Origin of the sequence: Burkholderia anthina, assembly GCF_902498995.1 — a bacterium.
In the GTDB taxonomy this organism is placed as follows: domain Bacteria; phylum Pseudomonadota; class Gammaproteobacteria; order Burkholderiales; family Burkholderiaceae; genus Burkholderia; species Burkholderia anthina.
In genome coordinates, this window is the sequence record NZ_CABVLY010000006.1 from 172,337 (window position 1) to 195,601 (window position 23,265).

Below are 23,265 nucleotides of genomic sequence, written 5' to 3' on the forward strand. Positions count from 1 at the left end.
GCCCCGAACGCTCAATACTTCTTGCGCGCGTGCGGCTTCTTCGCGGCCGTCTTCGCCACCGTGCCGCCCTTCTTCTTCACTGCACGCGCGGCACGCGCTTCCTTCACCGCGACGGTCGGCGCGCTTGCCGCCTTCTTGCGACGCGGCGCGGCGTCCTCCGCCGGCGGCAACGCGCGCACGCGCGGACCGCCACGATCGTTGCCGGCGACAGCCGGCGCCGGTGTCGGGCGCGGCGCCTTCACCGGCGTGTCGCGCACGAGGCGGAAGTCGATCTTGCGCGCGTCGAGGTCGACGCGGCTCACCTGCACGCGCACGCGATCCGACAGGCGATAACGGATGCCCGTACGCTCGCCGCGCAGCTCGTTCTTGATCTCGTCGTACTGGAAGTAGTCCGAGCCGAGTTCCGTGACGTGCACGAGGCCTTCGATGAAGAGCGTGTCGAGCTGCACGAAGATGCCGAACGACGTGACGCCGTTCACCATCCCGCCGTACTCCTCGCCGAGCTTGTCGCGCATGAAGTAGCACTTGAGCCACGCTTCGACGTCGCGCGACGCCTCATCGGCACGCCGCTCGTTCGCCGAGCAATGCAGCCCGAGCTCTTCCCAGATCGCCGTGTTCGAGCGCGACCGGCCGCGCGATTCGTCGTCGGCCTGCTGCATCGCGCGGGCGCGCGGCGACAGCGCGGTGTTCAGCTCGAAGCCGTCCGGCGCCTTCGGCGTGTATTTCCTGCCCGACAGGATCGCGTAGATCGCGCGGTGCGTGAGCAGGTCGGGATAACGGCGGATCGGGCTCGTGAAGTGCGCGTACGCCTCGTAGGCGAGACCGAAGTGGCCGATGTTGTCCGGGCTGTAGACGGCCTGCTGCATCGAGCGCAGCAGCATCGGCTGCAGCATCTGTGCATCGGGCCGGTCGCGAATCTGCGCCATCAGCGCCGCGTAGTCGCTCGCATGCGGCTTGTCGCCGCCGCCGAGCGACAGACCCATGCCGCGCAGGAACGCGCGCAGGTTCTCGAGCTTCTCCGGCGTCGGCCCCGCGTGCACGCGGTACAGGCCCGGATGCTTGTTGCGCTTGAGGAAGTCGGCCGCGCAGACGTTCGCGGCCAGCATGCACTCCTCGATCAGCTTGTGTGCGTCGTTGCGCTGACGCGGGACGATCTGCTCGATCTTGCCCTGCGAGTTGCAGACGATGTACGTCTCGGTCGTGTCGAAGTCGATCGCGCCGCGCTTCTGCCGCGCGGCGAACAGTGCCTTGTAGACGCCGTACAGGTCCTGCAGCTGCGGCAGCAGGTCCGCGCGACGCGCGGCCTCCGGCCCCTTCGTGTTCGACAGCACGGCCGCGACTTCGGTGTACGTCAGACGCGCGGCCGAGTGGATCACCGCCGGATAGAACTGGTAAGCCTTGATCTCGCCGCGCGCCGTAATCACCATGTCGCACGCGAGCACGCAACGGTCGACCTGCGGATTCAGCGAACAGAGGCCGTTCGACAGTTTCTCCGGCAGCATCGGGATCACGCGGCGCGGGAAGTAGACCGACGTGCTGCGTTCGAGCGCGTCGGCGTCGAGGCCGCTGCCCGGTTGCACGTAGTGCGAAACGTCGGCGATCGCGACGATCAGGCGGAAACCGTCGCCACGACCGACCTTGACGGGCTCGCAGTAGACGGCGTCGTCGAAGTCGCGCGCGTCCTCGCCGTCGATCGTCACGAGCGGCACGTCGCGCAGGTCGACGCGGAAACGCAGATCGGCCGGGCGTACCTTGTCCGGCAGCGCGGCGGCTTCGTCGAGCGCCGGCTGGCTGAATTCGTGCGGCACGCCGTACTTGCGCACCGCGATCTCGATTTCCATGCCCGGATCATCGATGTCGCCCAGCACCTCGACGACGCGGCCGAGCGGCTGCGAATGGCGGCTCGGGAAATCGGTCAGCTCGACGACGACGACCTGCCCGACCTTCGCCTTCTTCACGTTCTGCGTGATCAGGATGTCGTGGCCGATGCGCTTGTCTTCGGGGGCGACGATCAGCGCGCCGTTTTCATTGAGCAGGCGACCGATCACGCGCTTGTTCGCGCGTTCGGTGACTTCGACGACGTGCCCTTCGGGACGGCCGCGGCGATCGTAGCCGACGATCCGCGCGAGCACGCGATCGCCATGCATGACCTTCTGCATTTCGCCATTCGGCAAAAACAGATCGTCCTGGCCGTCGTCGCGGATCACGAACCCGTAGCCGTCGCGGTGCCCCTGCACGCGACCGGCAACGAAGTTCGACGGATGGGTGAGCTGGTAGTGACCACGCTTGTCGAGGCGAATCTGGCCGTCGCGTTCCATCGCGGCGACACGCCGGAAGAACCCCTCGCGCTCCTGACGCTTGATCGACAGCGCTTCGGCGATATCGTTGGCGGCCAGCGGCGCGTCGCTCGTACGCAGCACGCCGAGAATTTCTTCACGGCTCGGAATGGGGTACGGATATTTGCTCAAGGGTTTGTCGATGATTGTTCTCGTTGCGTTGACTGATGGTGCACGGCATCAACATAGAAGTGTCCGTCAGACAGTTCTATAGTGACGGCGGCGGATCATTCTATCACCCGCCTGTGTTGCCAAATGACGCGAATGCCGCGTGCAGGCGCCTCGGCGGCCCGTTTGCGGTCCATCGCAAAAAAGTGTTGACACGCATAATTGGGGCGCTATAATTTCGCTTCTTTGCAGCAAGCAGCTACTGCAAAACGTGCCCAGGTGGCGGAATTGGTAGACGCACTAGGTTCAGGTCCTAGCGGTGGCAACATCGTGGAGGTTCGAGTCCTCTCCTGGGCACCATCTGTTTTTAAAAAGGCCGGCTTTCAGCCGGCCTTTTTCATTTCGAGTCGCACATCGCGTGCACCGGCTTCCCTTATGCCGGCCATTCCGATCGATAGCAGAATTAATCGTTTATCGATCGCCCTCCCCGTTGGTACGTTAGCCGCCTTGTTTGCAACGAACCCAACGAGGAGCACCATCCATGACGTCGATGAACCGCCGTGCATTCGCGCGCGCGATATTGGCCGCAGGCCTGAGCGCCGCAGGCATCCGGGCGCACGCCGAGAGCACGCCTTCCGCGCTGCGCATCGGATACCAGAAATCGTCGACGCTCATCACGCTGCTCAAGACGCGCGGCACGCTCGAGCAATCGCTGGCGCCGCTCGGGCTGCGCGTGTCATGGCATGAATTCGCGAGCGGCTTGCCGCTGACCGAAGCACTCAACGTCGGCGCCGTCGATTTCAGCGCCGACGTGGCCGACACGGTACCCGTATTCGCCCAGGCCGCGCATGCACGTTTCGTGTACGTGGCTCAGGAAGCGCCGTCGCCGAAGGCACAGGCCATCATCGTCAAGAAAGACAGCACGCTGCAGACGCTCGCCGATCTGAAGGGCAAGCGCATCGCCGTCACGAAGGCCGCCGGCAGCCACTACCTGCTGCTCGCCGCACTCGCACGCACGAAGCTCGCCCCCGCCGACACGGCGATCCACTACCTGACGCCGGCCGATGGCCGTGCGGCGTTCGAGCGCGGCAGCGTCGATGCGTGGATCACGTGGGATCCCTATGTCGCGTCGGTCGACTCGAATCCGGACGTGCGGATTCTGGCCGACGGCAGCGGGCTCGCTTCATACCAGCGCTATTACCTCGCATCGAGCAGCTTTGCAGCCGCCCGCCCCGACGTCATTCAGATCGCGTTCGACCAGTTGTCGCAGGCCGGCGCATGGCTGCGCGCGCACCCGCAGGAAGCGGCCAATACGCTCGCGCCGATCTGGGGGCTCGACGCAACGACGATCGAGCGTGCCAACGCACGACGCAGCTATCTCGTCCGCGCCGTGGTCGCACAAAACTTCGGGGAGCAGCAGAAGATCGCCGATACGTTCCTCGCAGCCGGCCTCCTGCCTGTCCGCGTCGATACGCGCGAAGCGCTGCGCTGGAATTTCACGTCGAAGCGCGCGGATCCGATCGGCGCCTGAGGCCGGGAACACGCAATGCGCGATATTTTTATCGCCATCGAAGAAATTGTGTTGACAGCCTCTTCAGACACGCTAGAATAGCGGTCTTCGCATCGCAGCAAGCGAAACGTGCCCAGGTGGCGGAATTGGTAGACGCACTAGGTTCAGGTCCTAGCGGTGGCAACATCGTGGAGGTTCGAGTCCTCTCCTGGGCACCATAAAGCTGTTTAGAGCAGTACAACGCAGTCCAGCAAAACCCCGCAAAGCCTTGTCTCCGCGGGGTTTTTTGCTTTTTGCGTCCCATCGTCATCCAGCTGAAGCGCGTGTCAAAGGCAGTACACCGGGCAGCACGTCGAAAGTTCGAGCCGACGGGATGTACTCCATGTTTCCGGCTGCCCGACAGGTTCAACTGGCCAAGCCGGCCAGCCGTGCCTACACGCTCAAAGACGGCAGCGGCCCGTTCCTCTTTGCGCCGCCGACGGCCCCACAGCCTGGCATTTCCGGTACAGCTTCGCCGGGAAACAGCGGCGGATCTCGTTCGATACCTGGCCCCGCGCTTTCCCTTCAGGATGCCCGCGAGCTGACGTCTACGGCGCGGACCCGACTGCCCCACGGCCCGGACCCCGGTCACCATCGGCGCACCGCCAAAAAGCGCTCGAAGGAAACTGGGGAGAAGCTCTTTCGTTCAGCCGCCGAGCGATACAAGCGGAAGCAAGTCGCCGGCGCTCCAGGCCCACGGACATCCATACGGTGCCCGGCGTTCGTTGCCCCGATGCTGGCCAGACAGCACGCGATCAACAAGATGCTGCCCATCCAGCAAGTCACCGTGGCTATCCATGTCCTTCCGGCCCGCAAACCGACATGTCCCCGCTGGCACGACTCGTGCGTTTCACCTTGATGGAAAAGATCGCAGGCCGATCGGATTTCCCCACTTCCATCACTGAAGGGTAAGCGCATGACATCACAGACCCCGCCCGAACACCTGTCGCTCTCCCACGGGACCGACTATGAACGCCTGGCCGCGAAATTCCGGCCCATCTTCGATCGCATCGCGGAAGGTGCGGTAGAGCGCGAACGCAACCGGGCACTCCCCTACGAGCAGATCTCATGGCTGAAGGAAGCGGGATTCGGCGCGGTCCGCGTACCTGTCGAGCACGGAGGCGCCGGCGCCTCGCTCCCACAGTTGGTCCGGCTGCTGATTGAACTGGCGGAAGCCGACTCCAGCCTGCCCCAGGCATTGCGCGGTCACTTCGCTTTCGTCGAGGACAGGATCAACGCAGTACCGGACGCCGCGCGCGACAAGTGGCTGAAGCGATTCGTGGCAGGCGAGATCGTCGGAAACGCATGGACCGAAATCGGCGCCGTCAAGCTCGGCGAAGTCATCACGCGCGTGTCGCGCCAGAACGATGCGTGGGTCCTGAACGGCACGAAGTACTACAGCACCGGCAGCATCTTTGCCGACTGGATCGACGTCTACGCGCAGCGCGACGACGACGGCGCCGACGTCATCGCGGCGGTCAGCACTCGCCAGCCCGGCGTCAGGCAGAGCGACGACTGGGACGGTTTCGGCCAGCGCACCACGGGCAGCGGCACATCGATATTCGAAAACGCGCGCCTGGACGAAGAAAACATCATCGACTTTTCGACGCGCTTCAAATATCAGACCGCGTTCTATCAGCTCGTCCTGATCGCCGTCATCGCGGGAACCGGACGCGCCGCGCTGCGCGACATCTCGCATGAGGTACGCCGACGAACGCGGGTATACAGCCACGGCAACGCGCCGCAGGTCAGTCAAGATGCGCAGGTCCAGCAGGTAGTGGGCAAGATCGCCGCGCGCGTCTATGCGGCCGAAGCGACCGCGGTGCGCGCCGCCGAACCGTCGCAACGGGCGTACGAAACCCGCTTCGGCAACGACCCCATCGCCGAAAATGCAGCCAACGTCGCGGCGGAAATCGAGTCGGCAAAGGCGCAGATCGTCGTGGCGGACCTGATCCTGCAGGCCACCACCGACCTGTTCAACGCCCTCGGCGCATCGGGAATCAGCGAAAGCAAGTTGCTTGATCGCCACTGGCGCAATGCGCGGACCGCCGCGTCGCACAATCCGTTGATCTATAAGGAGCGAATCGTAGGCGATTGGGAAATCAACGGGACCGAACCTCCCTACGTCTGGCAGATCGGCAACGGCGCCAAGGCCGGTTGAGCCGGGAAGCCATGCGGGCCATCGATCACGCGATGGCCCGCTGCCCTCCTATTTCTGGGCCGAAATCTGTTTTGCCCTGATCAACCGCGCGCGCAGCACATTCCGGCTAATGCCCAGCAATCGTGCGGCCTGTATCTGATTGCGATGGCAAAAGTTGAAAGCCACTCGCATTGCAGCGTCCTCGATCTGCTCGAAGAGGTTGCCGTCCCCCTTGTCGAACAGATTGCGCAGTGCGTTTTCGAGTCCTTCGAGCGGCGTGGCATGCATCAGCTCAGCGCTGGAACGGGGAGCGCACTGAATGCCGAACGACGACATCTGCAAATCGTTCTCGCTAAGCGATTCGCTGCGGCATACCAGCAACGCGTAGTGAATCACGTTCTCCAGTTCGCGAATGTTGCCGGGCCAGCTGTGCTCAAGCAGTTTTCGCTCCGCGCGCGGCTCGATATCGACCGGCCCGTAGCCGAGCCGGCTTCTGTACTCCTCGATGAAGTACCTCGCCAACGGCAGAATATCGCCGGGTCGATCGCGCAATGTCGGTACGACGAGATGCACGACGTTCAGGCGGTAGAACAGATCCTCGCGAAAATGCCCTGCCACCACTGCGTCCTGTAAATGCACGTTCGTCGCGGCCAGTACACGGACATCGATGGAGATGCTCCTGCGTGCCCCGAGCCGGACGATCTCGCGCTCCTGCAATACACGCAACAGCTTGACCTGCATCGAGAGCGGCAAGTCGCCGATCTCGTCAAGAAACAGCGTGCCGCCGTTGGCGGCCTCGAACCATCCCGGCTTCGTCGAGAACGCACCGGTGAACGCCCCCTTCTCATGGCCGAACAACTCGCTCTCGACCAGCGACTCCGAAAACGCACCGCAATTGACCGCCACGAATGGCCCTTTCTTACGGTTGCTGAGATTGTGCACGTGGCGTGCAACCAGTTCCTTGCCCGTCCCCGTCTCACCGATCACGAGTACGTTGGCATCGCTTGGCGCCACCATGCGGATGCGGTCGAGGAGTGCCTGCGAGCGCGGGTCCGTAAAAACCTGCGCGCTGGCGCGAATGGACGTCGTTAGCGAGCGCTTGTCGGGTAGCGTCAGCAACGGCGGCGATGCCGCGGACGCTGCGTCTGCGCGCTCGGACAACACATCATCGAGAGGAGGATTCATGAGTAAAAGCCTGGCGTCGGATATCGTTGCTTGAGCGCCCACTCGCCGATTTCCCGGAGCTTGTAGGCGAGCGGGTCGTGCAGCGTGTGCGTGCGCAAGTTCCGCCAATGCCGGTCGAGCCGCAGCGCGCCATGGGTCGCACGTGCCCCGGCGACGTCGAACATGCGCGTACAGATGTTGAGCCCCGCCTCGGCGGCGGCCACTCTGGCCGTCGCCGCCGCGAGTGCGGCCTCACCGCGCCCGGCCTCGGTGAGCGCCTCGCCGCACGCCCAGGCCGCGTCAAGATGGTCTGCCGCACGATCGGTCAACACGCGCGCCGACTCCAAACCCACCCAGAATTCACCGTATTGCCCAAGTACATAGGGATCCTCATCGGTTGCCCCGACTTTCGCGGCATGCCAGGGACGCGATTCATGCAGCGTGTAATGGCGTGCATCGTTGAACGCACTCTCGCCGATGCCCAGATAGATGTTGGCCAGAATCAGTTGCGCGAGCACCGGTCGCAGACACGCGAACGGGGTCGATAGCGGACCGGGTTCGGTCAGGACTTCATGATTCTCCACGCGGACTCTTTTGAACGTCACCGTCCCGCTGTCCGTCTGGCGCTGGCCGAAATTGTCCCAGTCCTGGGCCACGGAAACGCCCGAGCGTCCGGTGGGAATCGCGGCAACGAGCAGCGTGCCGTTCGCGGCGTCACGCGCCGACGCGATCAGCATCTCGGAATCGAGTGCGCCTGAGCAAAAGCTTTTCTGCCCGCTGAATTCCCGCCAGTCGCCACGCGAGCGGCTCACCGCGCGCTCATCGAGCGGGTTCAGCGCATTGCCCCAAAACCACTGCCGGCGGGCGGTTTGCTCATACCATGCTTCCCACTGCAGCGGCGAACCGAACAGGCGGACCGTGGCCAGCATCAGATGGTGAAAGCCGAACACGTGCCCCAACGAACTGTCCGCTCGCCCGATGGTGCGCACGATATCGAGCGTCTCCCGCCAGTTGGAGCCGAGGCCGCCATACTCCGCCGGAATACTCAGCGCGAGCAGGCCGCTTGTGCGGAAGGCGTCCCGCTCCGCCTTTGGCGTGCCGCCCTGGGCGTCCCGTTCGGCCGCACTGAGAGCGAAGATCGATGCCAGCCGGCGTGCGACCTGCTGCGGCGATACGGCCGTCGGCGCCGCGATCTGCGGTTCCAGCAAGGACGCGGAAACATCTGGCAGGACAGTCATTGGAGTCATGGAAGGCAAGGACGCTCGCTGCGCGAAACGTGATGTGCGGCCACCGGCCGTTCCCGGCGCACAGCCACGCGTTCGATGTTGATCAGGATCAAACCTGCTCGCTCAGAGCCATATTCTGACCATGTCCGCGCATTTCCGATTGATTTTCTTGTGATAACCAAAGTCGGACTGCTTCTTTGGCAGCAACGCCCGTGTCGATGCTGCCCAGACAGCAACGCACTGCTTGAGCACTGCTGCTCAATCAGCAGACGCGGTGCCGTGCGGACCGCCTCCGCGCCCCTCTGGGCTTCGATACCGTCGCGCCACAGGCCTGACTCGCGCCCGAGAAGTTGTGTCTGGCACAGCCTGTGCGTAAGTGTGGGCCCGTCGACCATCTCGTGCACTGCCCATGCAACTCTTCTGGTTTCTTCCCACTCATGGCGATAGCCGCTATCTAGGCACCGCTCGCGGCGCTCGCACCGTCAATCACCACTATCTTCGACAGATCGCTCAGGCAACCGACGAACTTGGCTTTGAAGGCGTTCTGATTCCCACCGGCCGCTCGTGCGAGGACGCCTGGATCGTCGCTTCCTCGCTGATGCCCTTCACGGAACGCCTGAAATTCCTGGTGGCGATCCGGCCCGGCGTGATTTCCCCGACCGTTTCTGCTCGCCAGGCAGCAACCCTCGACCGGTTCTCCAACGGACGCCTGCTCATCAACGTCGTGACGGGCGGCGATCCGGATGAGCAGCATGGCGACGGCAGCTTTCTCTCGCATACCGAGCGTTACGAACTCACCGACGAATTCCTGCGCATCTGGCGTGGCGTCGCCTCGGGCGAAACGGTCAATCGGAGCGGCAAACATCTGCGCGTCGAGAATGCGAAGTCGCTCTATCTGCCGGTGCAGAAGCCCTACCCGCCGCTCTGGTTCGGCGGATCGTCGGATCCGGCCATCGAACTGGCCGGCGAACAGGTCGACGTCTATCTCACGTGGGGCGAACCGCCAGCCGACGTCGCCGACAAGATCGCAAAGGCGCGCGCCGCTGCGGCGAAACACGGGCGGACCCTGCGCTTCGGCATCCGCCTGCACGTGATCGTGCGCGAGACGAGCGAAGCCGCCTGGCAGGCGGCGGACGAACTGATTTCGTTTGTCACTGACGACACGATTGCCGCTGCGCAAAAGGCCTTCTCCCGTTTCGACTCGGTGGGCCAGCAGCGCATGGCGGCCTTGCACGGTGGACGGCGCGACCAGCTGGAGGTGTCGCCGAATCTTTGGGCCGGCGTCGGGCTCGTGCGCGGCGGTGCCGGTACCGCGCTGGTCGGCAACCCGGAAGAAGTCGCCGCACGCATCAAGGAATACGCGGCGTTAGGAATCGAAACCTTTATTTTCTCGGGCTATCCGCATCTCGAAGAGGCCTATCGCGTCGCCGAATTGCTGTTCCCGTTGCTGCCCCTGGAGAAGACACGACCGTCCGGACAGATCAATCTGACGGGTCCATTCGGCGAGGTGATCGCAAACGACATCGTGCCGCCCCAACACGATGTCGAACACGAGAAGGCGAAAGCATGACACTTCACTCGAATGAAAAAGACGTTGGACCGTGGGACGAACCGGTGGAAACGGTCGTCCGCGCGCTGGCGCAGACGGCAATCGCGCGGGATCAGGCCGGCGGCACCGCCATCGAAGAGCGCAGGCTGTTACGCGCAAGCGGGTTGCTGAAACTCAGCGTTCCGAAGGATCTGGGCGGCTGGGGCGCGGACTGGCAATCGACACTCGACGTGGTTCGTCGCCTGGCACAGATCGACAGCTCGATGGCCCACCTCTTCGCGTTCCATCACCTTCTGCTGGCGACCACGCGCCTTTTCGGCAAGCCCGCACAGTGGCAGCCCTGGCTCGAACAGACCGTCGAGCAACGCTGGTTCTGGGGCAACGCGCTCAATCCCCTCGACAAGGGATCGGTAGCAACGCCCGCCGCGCTCGCGCCGGCCGGAAGCTACACGTTCTCCGGACGCAAGAGCTTTTGCTCCGGCGCAAGCGACTCCGACATCCTGCTCGCCTCCGCCTTCGAGACTAACGGCCGTCTCCTGATCGGCGTGATTCCGACGTCCCGCGAAGGCATCACGGTGCTGGGCGACTGGGACAATATGGGGCAACGCCAGACTGACAGTGGCACCGTGATCTTCGACAACGTCGCGGTTTCGGCCGATGAATTGCTGACCGATCCGGGTCCGCTGTCGACGCCGTTCGCCTGCCTCCGCCCCCTGCTCGCCCAGTTGATTCTGGCCAGCATCTATCTCGGACTCGGCGAAGGCGCGTTGCGCGAAGCACGCGAATTCACGATCAAAAGCGCTCGCCCGTGGATCGCCTCGCCCGCGGCAAGCGCTAACGAAGACCTCTACGTGCTCGGCCACTACGGCGACTTCTGGCTGGCGCTGGAAGGTGCACGCGCGTTGATGGAGCGGGCTGCCGTCGCCTTTGACGACGCGTGGCGTCGCGGCACGTCGCTGACGGAAAACGAACGCGGACGGGTCGCCATCGCGGTAGCGGCGGCGAAGGTCGCCACGGCGCGCGCGAGCCTCGACGTGACCAGCCGCATGTTCGAAGTCACCGGCGCTCGCGCGACCACCGCTGCCTTACGGCTCGATCGCTACTGGCGCAATCTCAGGGTTCACACCCTGCATGATCCGGTCGACTACAAGGTCCGTGAACTAGGCGACTGGGCGCTGAATGAACGCATCCCGGTTCCAACCTTCTACTCGTAAGCGAACGCGATACCCGCCGCAAGCCATTTTTTGGCGAGCAGCAGCGCTGCCTTTACGGCAGCAACGCCGAGGCAGCTTTGCTGCCTCAGCAACATCTCGAAAGCGCATATGGTTCCAGCCGTCGACGATATGAGCCGGAAAGGGGCGCTGTAAATCGATAGATCAACGGCTCGAAGCGGTTATGCAGAAACCGGGCTCCGTTTTCGCGGAAAGGAATAAGCCGATTGACGCGATGGCACGGTATTCGCTTGATAGGTTGCATTGCAGATTAATTTTCAATCCCGGGAAAAGGTCGTTCCAAATGAGCCACCGATTAAACGTAGTCGCCGTCTCCGGCGGACTGCAACGTCCTTCGCGCACCTTGGTCCTCGTCGAACAATTGCTGGCGACGCTAGGCGATGCCGTGCCGATCGACACACATCTCGTCGAACTCGGCGAAATTGGTCCGCGCCTCGCAGGTGCGCTGCACCGTGGCCAGTTGCCCGCGGACGTCGAGGCGCACGTCAAGGCGATCGAAGCCGCGGATCTGCTGGTCGTGGCGAGCCCGGTCTACCGTGCATCGTTCACCGGGCTCTTCAAGCATCTCTTCGATCTCGTCCACCACGAAGCCCTGATCGACGTTCCCGTTCTGCTTGCCGCGACGGGCGGCAGCGAGCGCCATGCGCTGGTGATCGACCATCAGTTGCGCCCGCTCTTCAGTTTCTTCCAGGCACGCACGCTGCCCATCGGCGTATATGCATCGGAATCCGACTTCGACGGCTATGCCATCTCGAATCCGGCACTCTCGGAACGCATCGCCCTTGCCGTCGCGCGTGCGGTTCCATGGGTACAGGCCGGACGCACCGGCAGTACTTTCCCGCACGCTGCGGGCCTCGCCGCATAGATCGATCAACGACCTCTTCAGGAATACCAAATGAGCCAACCTTCCTCGCACGACGACGCAGTCAAATTCGCCTACTGGGTCCCTAACGTCAGCGGCGGCCTGGTCGTCAGCACGATCGAGCAACGCACCGACTGGAGTCTGGAATACAACCAGAAGCTCGCGCAAGCTGCCGAGCAGGCCGGCTTCGAATACGCGCTGAGCCAGATCCGCTTCACGGCGGGCTATGGCGCGGAATATCAGCACGAGTCGGTGTCGTTCAGTCAGGCCCTCCTGCACGCGACCACCCGGCTCAAGGTGCTGGCCGCGATCCTGCCGGGCCCCTGGCATCCGGCCGTCGTCGCCAAGCAGTTGGCCACCATCGACCACATTTCGAACGGCCGCATCGCCATCAATGTGGTCAGCGGCTGGTTCAAGGGCGAATTCACCGCGATCGGGGAACCGTGGCTGGAGCACGACGAGCGGTATCGTCGTTCGAACGAATTCATTCAGGCGCTGAAAGGCATCTGGACGCAGGACAACTTCACCTTCAAGGGTGACTTCTATCGCTTCAACGACTACACCCTAAGTCCCAAGCCGGTACAGAAACCGCATCCCGAGATTTTCCAGGGTGGCAGCTCGCGCGCCGCGCGCGACAATGCCGCAAGCGTGTCCGACTGGTATTTCACCAACGGCAACACGCCCGAGAACCTGAAGGCTCAGATCGACGACATCCAGGCGAAGGCGGCAAAGAATGATCACAAGGTTCGCATCGGCGTGAATGCCTTCGTGATCGCCCGCGATACCGAGGAAGAAGCGAAGGCGGTCCTCGACGACATCATCAAACATGCTCACGTTGAAGCCGTGCATGCCTTCGGCGACGCGGTCAAGCAGGCCGGCAAGGCTTCGCCCGAAGGTGAAGGCAACTGGGCAAAATCGACGTTCGAAGATCTTGTGCAATACAACGACGGCTTCCGCACCAACCTGATCGGCACACCGCAGCAGATCGCGGAACGGATCGTCGAGCTGAAATCCGTCGGCGTCGATCTCGTGCTCACCGGCTTTCTTCACTTCATCGAGGAAGTGGAGTACTTCGGCAAGCGCGTGCTGCCGCTCGTGCGAGAACTCGAACGCAAGCAGCAGGCAAAGGCTGCCTGAGCATGGCGAGCGTCGAGCAGTTGACCCTGCCGGCCTGGTTGCGCCACCAGGCGCAGCACCGCCCGCATGCTCTGGCGTTGCGCCACAAGAGGCTCGGCGCGTGGCACGCGTCGTCGTGGCAGGCACTCGCCACGACGGTCGAGCGCCTGGCAGCAGGCCTGACGGAGCGGAACTTCGCAGCCGGCGACGGGTTGCTGCTCGTCAGTCAGCCGCGTGAGCAGGCGTTGCTGCTGTCGCTCGCTGCGCAATGGAGCGGTGGTGTCGCGATACCGCTCGATCCACAACTCGACGACGAAGTACTGCGCGCCGCAGTGCTTCATCTGAAGCCGCGTTTCGTGTTCGCCGAGGACGACCGCCAGGTCGATCGCCTGCTCGCGCTTTCGCAGCATGTGATCGACGCCAATCTGCGCGACCTGCCGGCGCATCCGCATCCTTCCGTGATCGACTACCGGACACTCGCGTCACGACGCAATGACGCGTTTGCGCCTGTCGCGCACGAGCATGGCGATGCCTTCGGGTTTCTTCGCGTCGATGAGGACGGACGACTCGTGGAACAGCGCTTCACCCACGCAGCGCTGGTCCACGAAGCACGGCATCTCGCGCTCGCCGAAAAGCTGCACGCCGGCGACGAAGCCTTCGCTGCCCGCGGATTCGCCGCGGCGGCGCAGGCCCGGTATCTGATCGCGCCGTGGATAGTCAGCGGTTTCCGGCTGAACTTTCCGGAATCGCTGGAAACCCGCGACAACGACCGGCGCGAACTCGCGCCGACGCTCGTCGCGGGCACGCGCGAAACGTACGCGCGGGTCGCGCAGCTCGTCGACGACCGGTTGCCGGGCCGACGCTCATGGCGGCGCAAGCTGATCGGTCGCGCACTGCGCAAGCAGGCCGGCTTTCCCGAGCGCACATTCACGTGGTGGTTCGTCGCCCGACCGTTGCGCGAGGTAATCGGCTTTTCGCGTACTCATGCGGCGCTCGTGGTCGGAGCCGCACTCGATGACAAGACCGCCGCATTGTTCGACGCGTTGCGTGTGGACGTTCATCCGTGGCCCGATGCGGGCAACTGGCAGCGCGTCACGTCGGCAAGCGCCGATGCGCCGCAACCACGCCACCCGGACGACGCCTCGCCGGCCCAACCGGCCTATTGATCAAGGACTCCTCGCTCGATGACCTCGTCCTATCCCACCCTGCTGTCACTCGACCATATCTCGCTGTCGTTCAAAGGCGTGAAAGCGATCACCGACATCAGCTTCGACGTGACGGCGGGAGAAATCTGCGCGCTGATCGGCCCGAACGGCGCGGGAAAAAGCTCGCTGCTGAACGTCATCAATGGCGTGTATCAACCGCAGCAGGGCAATGTCCGTTTCGATGGCCACGTCTATCGACGGATGAATCCGTATCACGCGGCGCACAAGGGTATTGCACGCACGTTCCAGAACATCGCGCTGTTTCGCCGGATGAGCGTGCTCGATAACGTGCTCACTGGCCGCAATCTGCATCGCCGCAGTACGTGGTTCGAGCAAACGCTGCGCATCGGCCGCGCCCGCTCCGATGAAGCCGTACAGCGTCACCGCGCCGAGATCGTCATCGAAGCGCTCGATCTGCAGCGCTACCGGAATAGCACGGTCGGCACCTTGTCTTACGGTGTTCAAAAGCGCGTCGAACTGGCCCGCGCGCTCGCCGCCGAGCCGCGCCTGCTCCTGCTGGACGAACCGATGGCCGGCATGAACGCTGACGAGAAACACGCGATGGCGGGCTATGTCCTCGATGCCAACAGGCAGTTCGGCGTGACGGTCGTGCTGATCGAGCACGACATCGGCGTGGTGATGGATCTGTCGAATCACGTGGTCGTGCTCGATTACGGAAAAAAGATCGCCGACGGTGCCCCTGCCGAGGTTCGGACCCATCCCGACGTGCTGGCCGCCTATCTCGGCACCCGTCACTGAGAGACCGTAAAACATGGGATTTTTTCTTGAAGTGCTGGTCGGCGGCCTGCTGGCCGGCGTGATGTACTCGATGGTCGCCATCGGCTTCGTGCTGATATACAAGGCATCGGGCGTGTTCAACTTCGCGCAGGGCTCGCTCGTGCTGTTCGGTGCGCTGACGTTCGTCAGCCTCGTCGAGCGGCACCTTAGCCCATGGCTCGCGTTCGGGCTCACGCTCGTCGCCCTCGTCGCGATCGCGCTCGCGATCGGCCGTCTCGTACTGCGACCGCTCGTCAACCGGCCGCCGATCGTTCTGTTCATGGCGACGCTCGGTCTGAGCTTCATCATCGAAGGCGCCGCGCAGTTGTTCTGGGGCGCGCAGGTTCACGGGCTCGATCTCGGCATCGACGATAAACCTCTCGAACTCGGCGGCGTGATGATCAGCCAGTTCGACCTGTTTGCCGCCGCCACCGCCGCCGTGCTCGTCGCCGGCCTGTCGCTGCTCACGAACCGCACCCGGTTCGGACTGACGCTGCGCGCGGTCGCCGACGACCCGCTCGCGGCCCTGGCCGTCGGCGTGCGCCTGCCGCGCGTCTGGGCGATCGTCTGGGCCCTCGCGGGTTTCGTCAGTCTGGTTGCGGGGCTTTTGTGGGGCGCGCGACTCGGCGTGCAATTCTCGCTATCGCTCGTGGTGCTGAAGGCATTGCCCGTGCTGATCATTGGCGGCTTTTCCTCCATCGAGGGCGCGATAGTCGGCGGCCTGCTGATCGGCGCGTCGGAGAAGCTGGCCGAGGTCTATGTCGGCCCCCTGCTCGGCGGCGGGATCGAAAACTGGTTTCCCTATGTGCTCGCGATGCTGTTTCTCCTCGCGCGTCCCTTTGGCCTGTTCGGCGAACCTGCCGTAGAACGCGTGTGAGCTCCATCATGGCTTCGATTCCCACCACTGCGCAGCTCACGGGCAAACCAGGCTTGCGCCGTCTGCCGTCGAGACTGGGCCTGCTGCTGGCCGCCGTCACGCTGTTCGTCGCCATCCCGGCATGGGGCAATGACTATTGGCTCAACGCGATTCTGATTCCGTTCCTCGTGCTGTCGCTGGCCGGGCTAGGCCTGAATCTCGTCACCGGCTTCGCGGGGCAGTTGTCGCTTGGGACTGCCGCATTCATGTCAGTCGGGGCCTATGCAACCTACAACCTGATCGTGCGCGTGCCCGGCTTGCCGCTTCCCGTGGATCTGCTTCTCGGCGGACTGATCACGGCCGCCGTGGGCGCACTGTTCGGCTTGCCCAGCATCCGGATCAAGGGGTTTTATCTGATCGTTTCGACGCTGGCCGCGCAGTTCTTCGTCGAATGGATCTTCACGCGGGTCGGCTGGTTTTCGAACAACGATAGCTCCGGCGTACTCAGCGCACCGAAACTGGCCATGTTCGGCTGGAAAATAGACACGCCCGCGTCACGCTATCTGCTGGTGCTCGGGGTCGTCGTCGTGCTGTTCGTCGGCGCCGCGAGCCTCGTGCGCAGCGAGCTCGGCCGCCGCTGGATGGCGGTGCGCGATATGGACACGGCCGCACGCGTCATCGGCATCCCGATCGCGCGCACCAAGCTGCTCGCCTTCGCGCTCAGTTCGTTCGTCATCGGCATCGCGGGCGCCCTGTGGGCATTCGCCTATCTCGGCACGGTCGAACCGCACGGTTTCGATCTGAACCTGTCGTTCGAAGTGCTGTTCATCATCATCATCGGCGGCATGGGCAGTATTGGCGGGAATTTTCTGGGGGCGGCGTTCATCGTGCTGTTGCCGGTGCTGCTGTCCAACGCTGCAGGCGCGCTCGCGAGCGTCGGTATCGCTGCCGACCAGTTGCAGAACCTGCAAAAGATCCTGTTTGGCACGCTGATCATCGTCTTTCTCGTCAAGGAGCCGGACGGGCTCGCGCGACTGGCCCAGATCGCGCAGCTACGTCTGCGCGACTGGCCGCTGCGCGCCTGAATGCTGCTTCATCCATTCCAGCTTCAACACGGCTTTCTATCCATCGACAGGTGCATAACGTATGAAATTCATCGTATCCTCCGCAAACCGCCTCGCCTTGTCGCGCGTTGCCATTGCCGCGAGCCTGACACTCGCGCTCGTGTCCGGCGGCATGACATCTTCGGCCCACGCGGCCGGCGAAGAATACTTCCCATTGCAGAGCTATCGCGTCGGGCCCTACGCGGCGGGCGGCAGCGGCTTCTTCGGCGGCTTCATCGACTATCTCAATCTCGTCAACAAGCGCGACGGCGGCGTCAACGGCGTCAAGCTGACGTGGAGTGAATGCGAGACCGAATATGTCGTCGAAAAAGGCGTGGAATGCTACGAGCGACTCAAGCGCGGCCTCAACGGCGCCCCGGCGGCGGCAACGAACCCGCTATCGGTAGGTATCGCCTATGCCACCATCGATCGCTCGACGGCCGACAAGATTCCGCTCATCACGATCAACCACGGCCGCACCGACTCGACGGACGGCGCGGTCTTCCCGTATGTGTTTCCGCTGCAGCTCAACCCGTACAGCGAAGTCTCGGCGATCGTGAACTACATCGGCCAGCAGTCGGGCGGCGCGGACAAGCTCAAGGGCAAGAAGATCGTCGTGCTCTATCACGGCTCGCCGTATGGCCGCGAGACGATTCCGGTGCTGAATGTCCTGGCGAAGAAATATGGCTTCGAACTCACCCAGATCGAAGTGCCCCATCCGGGCAACGAACAGGGCTCGCAATGGCTCACGATCCATCGTATCAATCCGGACTGGGTGATTCTGCGCGGCTGGGGCGTGATGAACCCCGTGGCGCTCAAGTCCGCGCAGAAGGTCGGCTTCCCCGCCAACCACATCATCGGCAACATCTGGAGCAACTCGGAAGAGGACGCGCGCCCGGCAGGCGACGCCGCGAAAGGCTTTATCTCGATCACGACACATCCGTCCGGCACCGACTTTCCCGTGCTGCAGGCCATTAACCAGTATGTGGTGAAGCCCGGCAACGGCAACCTGAAGGATCCGGCGCGCTTCGGCACGGTCTACTACAACCTTGGCGTGGTAAACGGCATTCTGAACGTCGAGGCGTTACGCGTCGCACAGGCAAAATTCGGCGACAAGCCGCTGACCGGCGAGCAGGTGCGCTGGGGGTTCGAGCATCTGAATCTCGACGACGCGCGCCTCAAGCAACTGGGCGCCTACGGCCTCGTTCAACCGCTGAAGCTGTCCTGCTCCGACCACGAAGGCGGCGGGGCGGTGCGCTTCCAGCAATGGGACGGTGAAAAATGGAAGGTCATCAGCGGCTGGGTGCAGGCAGACCGCGCACTGCTGCGTCCGATCATCGAAAAATCGGCAAACGCGTACGCCAAGGAAAAAGGCATTACGCCGCGCGATTGCAGCAAGGACATCTGAGCATGAGCGCCGCCCCGATCCTGCAGGTCGACGAGATTGCCGTGACGTACAACCAGATCATCCCTGCGTTGCGCGACGTTTCACTCGTGGTGCCGGCGGGCTCCATCGTCGCGCTGCTGGGCGGCAACGGCGCCGGCAAGACCACCACCCTCAAGGCGATATCGAGTCTGATTCGCGCCGAACGGGGCGCACTGACGGCCGGCCGCATCGCTTATCGCGGCGACACGATCACCGATGCTGACCCGTGGACGCTCGCCGACCGTGGACTCGTGCAGGTACTGGAGGGGCGGCGCTGCTTTGCGCATTTGTCGGTCGAACAGAATCTGCGCCTCGGCGCGTTTGTCCGGCGGCCGAGGTCTCGCGACCTCGAAGCGGACCTCGAACGCGTCTACACGATCTTTCCGCGTCTGAAGGAGCGTCGCCAAGCGCTGGCGGGCTATACATCGGGCGGCGAGCAGCAAATGGTGGCGATCGGCCGCGCGCTCATGGCGCGACCATCGCTCGTGTTGCTCGACGAGCCGTCCATGGGGCTCGCCCCCCTGGTGGTCGAAGAAATCTTCGAAACGGTCGCCCGGCTCAATCACGACGAAGGAGTCAGCTTCCTGCTGGCGGAGCAGAACGCTACGGTCGCGTTGCGCTATGCCCGGTCGGGTTATGTCATCGAGGGGGGACGCGTGGTCGCGCACGGCACTGCCGAAGCGCTGCAACAACTCGATGCGTTGCATGACGCTTATCTGGGTCGGGTCCAGCGAGGAGAAGATGCCGGGGGCGAGCGCTATCGAAGCTCCCGATACAAGGTTGCGGGGCCGCGTCCGGCGCTGTGAGGTCAATGGCCGCACTGGGAGTTGCGACAAAGCCGCGCGAGCATTGTCATGCTTGATACGTTCATGATGCTGATAGCAGCCGTATTTGTTCGGAGCCGGTTGGCCTCGATCGACATCACGGAAGTCTTTGGCAGTTTCTCGTCATGGGGCGGGATCCTTCCCGTCCCGGATAGATTCGAGCAAGTCCACTTTTATGCCAGCGCTGTCTCACTTTCACTTGCAAAAATCGGGCTGACCCTAGATTTTCATTTCCGGCGCCGAATCGACACACGCGCATGCCCTGGCCCACATCCACGGGAATCATGCCGCGTCGTCGATGCACCGCCATCTCCTCGACGCCCCTCACCCGGCGCAGCAAGCAAACAAGAACAGGCACACCGCAAAATTATTTGCGTTCGCGACCTCAAATTGTATTGACAGATCCCTCGAACCCGCTAGAATAGCGGTCTTCGCATCGCAGCAAGCGAAACGTGCCCAGGTGGCGGAATTGGTAGACGCACTAGGTTCAGGTCCTAGCGGTGGCAACATCGTGGAGGTTCGAGTCCTCTCCTGGGCACCATCTGTTTTCTAAAAAGGCCGGCTTTTAGCCGGCCTTTTTTCATTTCTGCACACGAAAGCCAATACAACGGCACGCTTCATATCGCTCCGACAACACGCACGGCGCGCCCCCTCTCTCCTGCCATCTTCGCGTCCGGACAAATCGCCGCCATCCGCGCTGATGCCTGACAGGCCAGCCTCCACATCGAGCGCCACCGCAAATCGCCGGTCCACGGGATCGGGCCGAAGCGCTGCACTGACAGACATCCCCCTCTTCGCGCCACCTCACTGACCGATGCGCGTGACACGCCCTCCTTCCCGCCTCGATTGCCCCAGGACGAAAACCAACCGCTCTCCCGCACCCCTGAACGCAACCGGGATTTCCCTAGGCTGACATGCTTGCGCGCACACGGTTAAATAAATCAACGTGATTTATTTAATTCGCCATCGAAAGGCGAGACATCGAAGGAGACGCGATGAGAAGCCCGCACATCGGCCAGGGAAGCAACTCGGCCAACGTGCGCCGTTATAACGAGCGCCTGCTGCTGAAGACGCTGCGCCGTGCGGGCAGCGCGTCGAAGGCCGACCTCGCCCGCCTCGCGAACATGACGGGCACGGCAGTCGGCAGCATCATCGCGTCGCTCGCCGATGCGAAGCTGATCGAATTCGCCGGCCGCACCGAAGGCCAGCGCGGCCAGCCGGCGTCGCTGATCCGTCTCGACCCGCGCGGCGCGTTCGGCATCGGCGTCCATCTGGACCGGATGCGCATCGAGACGGCGCTCGTCAATTTCGCCGGCGACGTGCTCGGCCGCCGCTCGCACGACACGCTGCTCCCCCCGCCCGCCGACGTGCTCGACATCGTTCGGCGCGACATCGACGCGATGCAGGACCTGCTGCCCGACCATGAGCGCGCACGCCTGACGGGCGTCGGCGTCGCCCAGCCTTACAACCTCGGCGCATGGATGCGCGAGCTCGGCCTCGCGCCCGACACGTTCCGTGCATGGGAAGACGTCGACTTCGCGAGCGACCTCGGGCGCACGCTGTCGCTGCCCGTGTTCGGCGAAAACGACGGCAACGCAGCCGCGATCGCCGAACTGTTCTACGGATACGGCCGGCAGTGCGACGACTTCGTCTACCTGTTCATCGGGCCCGCGATCGGCGGCGGCATCGCGATCGACGGCGACTGCCTGCGCGGCGTGACCGGCAACGCCGGCGACATCGCCGTGATTCCCGTGCCGCCGAGCCGGCTCGTGTCGGCGCCGCCGCCGCGCGGCCCGTGGGACATCCTGCTCGCGCGCGCGTCGCTGCATGCGCTCGTGCGCCACCTGCGCCATCACGGCGAGACGGTCGAGAACCGCGCCGATCTCGAGGCCTGCATCGCACGCGGCCTGCCGGCAGTCGACGAATGGATAGACGACTGTGTCGACGCGCTCGCGCCGGCCTTGCGCGCGGTGCTGTGCGTCGTCGATGCGCCGGTGGTCGTGCTCGACGCCGATACCGATGCGGGCCTGCTCGATGCGGTGACGAGCCGCCTGCGTGCCGCGCTCGTCGCCACCGCCCCGGAAGCGCGCGGCACGCCGACGCTCGTGCGCGGCACGTTCGGCGCCGACGCCGGCGCGATCGGCGCCGCAACGCTGCCGATGTACTTCAACTTCTCCCCGCGGGCCGGCATCCTCAAGGGCGCCCGCACCGAATCGCAGGAGGTCAACCATGTCGCGATCTGAGTCGCCCCGACCGCTGCTCGAGATGCGCGGAATCAGCAAGACGTTCCCGGCCGTGCGCGCGCTCGACAACGTCAGCCTGACCGTCTATCCGGGCGAGATTCACTCGCTGATGGGCGAGAACGGCGCGGGCAAATCGACGCTGATGAAGATCCTGTCGGGCGCGTATCGCGCCGACGCCGGCGGCGAGATCCTGATCGACGGCGAGCGCATCGACATCGACGGCCCGCTCGCCGCGCGCGACGCCGGTGTCGCGGTGATCTACCAGGAGCTGTGCCTCGCGCCGAACCTGAGCGTCGCGGAAAACATCTACGTCGGCCGCGAGCTGCGCCGCGGCAACCGGCGCTGGGGCACCATCGACCGCGCGGCGATGGCGCGCGGCTGCCAGGACGTGCTCGAGCGTCTCGGTGCGCCGTTCGGCCCCGATACGCTCGTCGGCACGCTGTCGATCGCCGAGCAGCAGCTCGTCGAGATCGCGCGCGCCGTGCACACCCGTGCGCGCATCCTCGTGATGGACGAACCGACGACGCCGCTGTCGTCGCGTGAAACCGAACATCTGTTCGGCCTGATTCGCCAGTTGCGCGAGGAAGGCCTTGCGATCATCTACATCAGCCACCGGATGGCGGAGATCTACGAACTGTCCGACCGCGTGTCGGTGTTGCGCGACGGGTCGTACGTCGGCACGCTCGAGCGCGACGCGCTGTCGGCCGAACGGCTCGTCGCGATGATGGTGGGCCGCGACATCTCCGGCTTCTACAAGAAGGAACATGCGCCGTACGATCCCGGCCACCTGCTGCTGTCGGTCCGCGACATCGCCGACGGCGAGCGCGTGCGCGGCTGCAGCCTCGATCTCCATGCCGGCGAGGTGCTCGGCATCGCGGGGCTCGTCGGCGCGGGCCGCACCGAGCTCGCACGGCTGATCTTCGGCGCGGAGCCGCGCACGCGCGGCGACGTGAAGCTGGGCGATCGCACGTTCGGCGCGCATTCGCCGCGCGACGCAATCGACGCGGGCCTCGTCTACCTGACGGAAGACCGCAAGCGCCAGGGCCTGTTCCTCGACATGAGCGTGCGCGACAACATCAACATCTCCGTGTGCAGCCGCGATGCACGCCTCGGCGCGCTCGATCTCGCACGCGGCGCCGAACGCGCGCGCGATGCGATCGCATCGCTGTCGATCCGCGTACCGAACGCGAACGTGAACGTCGGCGCGCTGTCGGGCGGCAACCAGCAGAAAGTGCTGCTGTCGCGCCTGCTGGAAACGAAGCCGCGCGTGCTGATCCTCGACGAACCGACCCGCGGTGTCGACATCGGCGCGAAATCCGAGATCTACCGGATCATCAACGAGCTGGCCCGCGCGGGCGTCGGCGTGATCGTGATCTCGAGCGAACTGCCGGAAATCATCGGCGTCGCCGATCGCGTGCTCGTGATGCGCGAAGGCGAGATCGCCGGCGAACTCGGCGGCCACACGCATACCCCCATCACGCAGGAAGCGATCATCGCGCTCGCGACCGGCTCGCAGCCCGAACTCGCCGACGCGCACTGACCACGGCCC

17 protein-coding genes and 3 tRNA genes are annotated in these 23,265 nt (G+C 64.1%); 17 read left to right on the forward strand and 3 right to left on the reverse strand.

Going from position 1 to position 23,265, the window contains the following annotated elements; all coding sequences use genetic code 11:
* Window positions 1-11: 11 nt before the first annotated feature.
* Complete coding sequence (gene rnr / locus BME24068_RS10660; protein WP_174926032.1) at window positions 12-2,468, reverse strand: ribonuclease R; 2,457 nt, start codon at window positions 2,466-2,468, stop codon at window positions 12-14.
* A 249-nt stretch (window positions 2,469-2,717) separates the two neighbouring features.
* Between rnr and BME24068_RS10665 the strand changes: the two genes are divergently transcribed.
* From BME24068_RS10665 to BME24068_RS10680, 4 genes are all read left to right on the forward strand, one after another.
* Window positions 2,718-2,804, forward strand: a tRNA-Leu gene (locus BME24068_RS10665).
* 181 nt (window positions 2,805-2,985) lie between these two features.
* Window positions 2,986-3,975: an aliphatic sulfonate ABC transporter substrate-binding protein gene (locus BME24068_RS10670; protein WP_174926033.1), complete on the forward strand. Its 990-nt coding sequence runs from the start codon at window positions 2,986-2,988 to the stop codon at window positions 3,973-3,975.
* A 110-nt stretch (window positions 3,976-4,085) separates the two neighbouring features.
* Window positions 4,086-4,172: transfer RNA gene (locus tag BME24068_RS10675), tRNA-Leu, on the forward strand.
* Window positions 4,173-4,909: 737 nt separating this feature from the next.
* Window positions 4,910-6,154, forward strand: coding sequence for an acyl-CoA dehydrogenase family protein (locus BME24068_RS10680; RefSeq protein WP_174926034.1), 1,245 nt, complete (start codon window positions 4,910-4,912; stop codon window positions 6,152-6,154).
* A gap of 48 nt (window positions 6,155-6,202) precedes the next feature.
* Here the strand turns inward: BME24068_RS10680 and BME24068_RS10685 are convergent, their stop codons facing one another.
* Both BME24068_RS10685 and BME24068_RS10690 read right to left on the reverse strand, forming a co-directional pair.
* Complete coding sequence (locus BME24068_RS10685; RefSeq protein WP_174926035.1) at window positions 6,203-7,318, reverse strand: sigma-54 interaction domain-containing protein; 1,116 nt, start codon at window positions 7,316-7,318, stop codon at window positions 6,203-6,205.
* Window positions 7,315-8,535: an acyl-CoA dehydrogenase family protein gene (locus tag BME24068_RS10690; protein WP_096508315.1), complete on the reverse strand. Its 1,221-nt coding sequence runs from the start codon at window positions 8,533-8,535 to the stop codon at window positions 7,315-7,317. The genes BME24068_RS10685 and BME24068_RS10690 overlap by 4 nt, the downstream gene beginning before the upstream one ends.
* Before the next feature lie 397 nt (window positions 8,536-8,932).
* On the opposite strand from BME24068_RS10690, the gene ssuD reads away from it, so the two are divergent.
* The 13 genes from ssuD (at window position 8,933) to BME24068_RS10755 (ending at window position 23,256) form a co-directional block, all read left to right on the forward strand.
* Window positions 8,933-10,093 (forward strand): FMNH2-dependent alkanesulfonate monooxygenase, encoded by a 1,161-nt coding sequence (gene ssuD / locus BME24068_RS10695; RefSeq protein WP_174926036.1) that lies wholly within the window; start codon window positions 8,933-8,935, stop codon window positions 10,091-10,093.
* On the forward strand, window positions 10,090-11,286 hold the full coding sequence (locus BME24068_RS10700; RefSeq protein ID WP_174926037.1) for an acyl-CoA dehydrogenase family protein: 1,197 nt from the start codon (window positions 10,090-10,092) through the stop codon (window positions 11,284-11,286). Before ssuD ends, BME24068_RS10700 begins: the two co-directional genes overlap by 4 nt.
* 301 nt (window positions 11,287-11,587) lie before the next feature.
* Window positions 11,588-12,169 (forward strand): FMN reductase, encoded by a 582-nt coding sequence (gene msuE / locus BME24068_RS10705; protein ID WP_174926038.1) that lies wholly within the window; start codon window positions 11,588-11,590, stop codon window positions 12,167-12,169.
* A gap of 30 nt (window positions 12,170-12,199) precedes the next feature.
* Complete coding sequence (gene sfnG / locus BME24068_RS10710; protein ID WP_096508311.1) at window positions 12,200-13,303, forward strand: dimethylsulfone monooxygenase SfnG; 1,104 nt, start codon at window positions 12,200-12,202, stop codon at window positions 13,301-13,303.
* Between the two features lie 2 nt (window positions 13,304-13,305).
* Window positions 13,306-14,448 (forward strand): AMP-binding protein, encoded by a 1,143-nt coding sequence (locus tag BME24068_RS10715; RefSeq protein WP_096508310.1) that lies wholly within the window; start codon window positions 13,306-13,308, stop codon window positions 14,446-14,448.
* Between the two features lie 18 nt (window positions 14,449-14,466).
* Window positions 14,467-15,246, forward strand: a complete 780-nt coding sequence (locus tag BME24068_RS10720) for an ABC transporter ATP-binding protein (protein ID WP_174926039.1) — start codon at window positions 14,467-14,469, stop codon at window positions 15,244-15,246.
* Between the two features lie 13 nt (window positions 15,247-15,259).
* Window positions 15,260-16,141 carry a branched-chain amino acid ABC transporter permease gene (locus BME24068_RS10725; protein ID WP_174926040.1) on the forward strand — a complete coding sequence of 294 codons (882 nt, stop codon included), beginning with the start codon at window positions 15,260-15,262 and terminating at the stop codon, window positions 16,139-16,141.
* Between the two features lie 8 nt (window positions 16,142-16,149).
* Window positions 16,150-17,205 (forward strand): branched-chain amino acid ABC transporter permease, encoded by a 1,056-nt coding sequence (locus BME24068_RS10730; RefSeq protein WP_174926041.1) that lies wholly within the window; start codon window positions 16,150-16,152, stop codon window positions 17,203-17,205.
* A gap of 61 nt (window positions 17,206-17,266) precedes the next feature.
* Window positions 17,267-18,631 carry an ABC transporter substrate-binding protein gene (locus BME24068_RS10735; protein ID WP_096508306.1) on the forward strand — a complete coding sequence of 455 codons (1,365 nt, stop codon included), beginning with the start codon at window positions 17,267-17,269 and terminating at the stop codon, window positions 18,629-18,631.
* Window positions 18,632-18,633: 2 nt separating this feature from the next.
* Window positions 18,634-19,455, forward strand: coding sequence for an ABC transporter ATP-binding protein (locus tag BME24068_RS10740; protein ID WP_174926042.1), 822 nt, complete (start codon window positions 18,634-18,636; stop codon window positions 19,453-19,455).
* 472 nt (window positions 19,456-19,927) lie between these two features.
* A tRNA-Leu gene (locus BME24068_RS10745) sits at window positions 19,928-20,014 on the forward strand.
* A 454-nt stretch (window positions 20,015-20,468) separates the two neighbouring features.
* Complete coding sequence (locus BME24068_RS10750; RefSeq protein ID WP_096508304.1) at window positions 20,469-21,716, forward strand: ROK family protein; 1,248 nt, start codon at window positions 20,469-20,471, stop codon at window positions 21,714-21,716.
* Window positions 21,703-23,256, forward strand: coding sequence for a sugar ABC transporter ATP-binding protein (locus BME24068_RS10755; RefSeq protein ID WP_174926043.1), 1,554 nt, complete (start codon window positions 21,703-21,705; stop codon window positions 23,254-23,256). Before BME24068_RS10750 ends, BME24068_RS10755 begins: the two co-directional genes overlap by 14 nt.
* The last annotated feature ends 9 nt before the right edge of the window (window positions 23,257-23,265 follow it).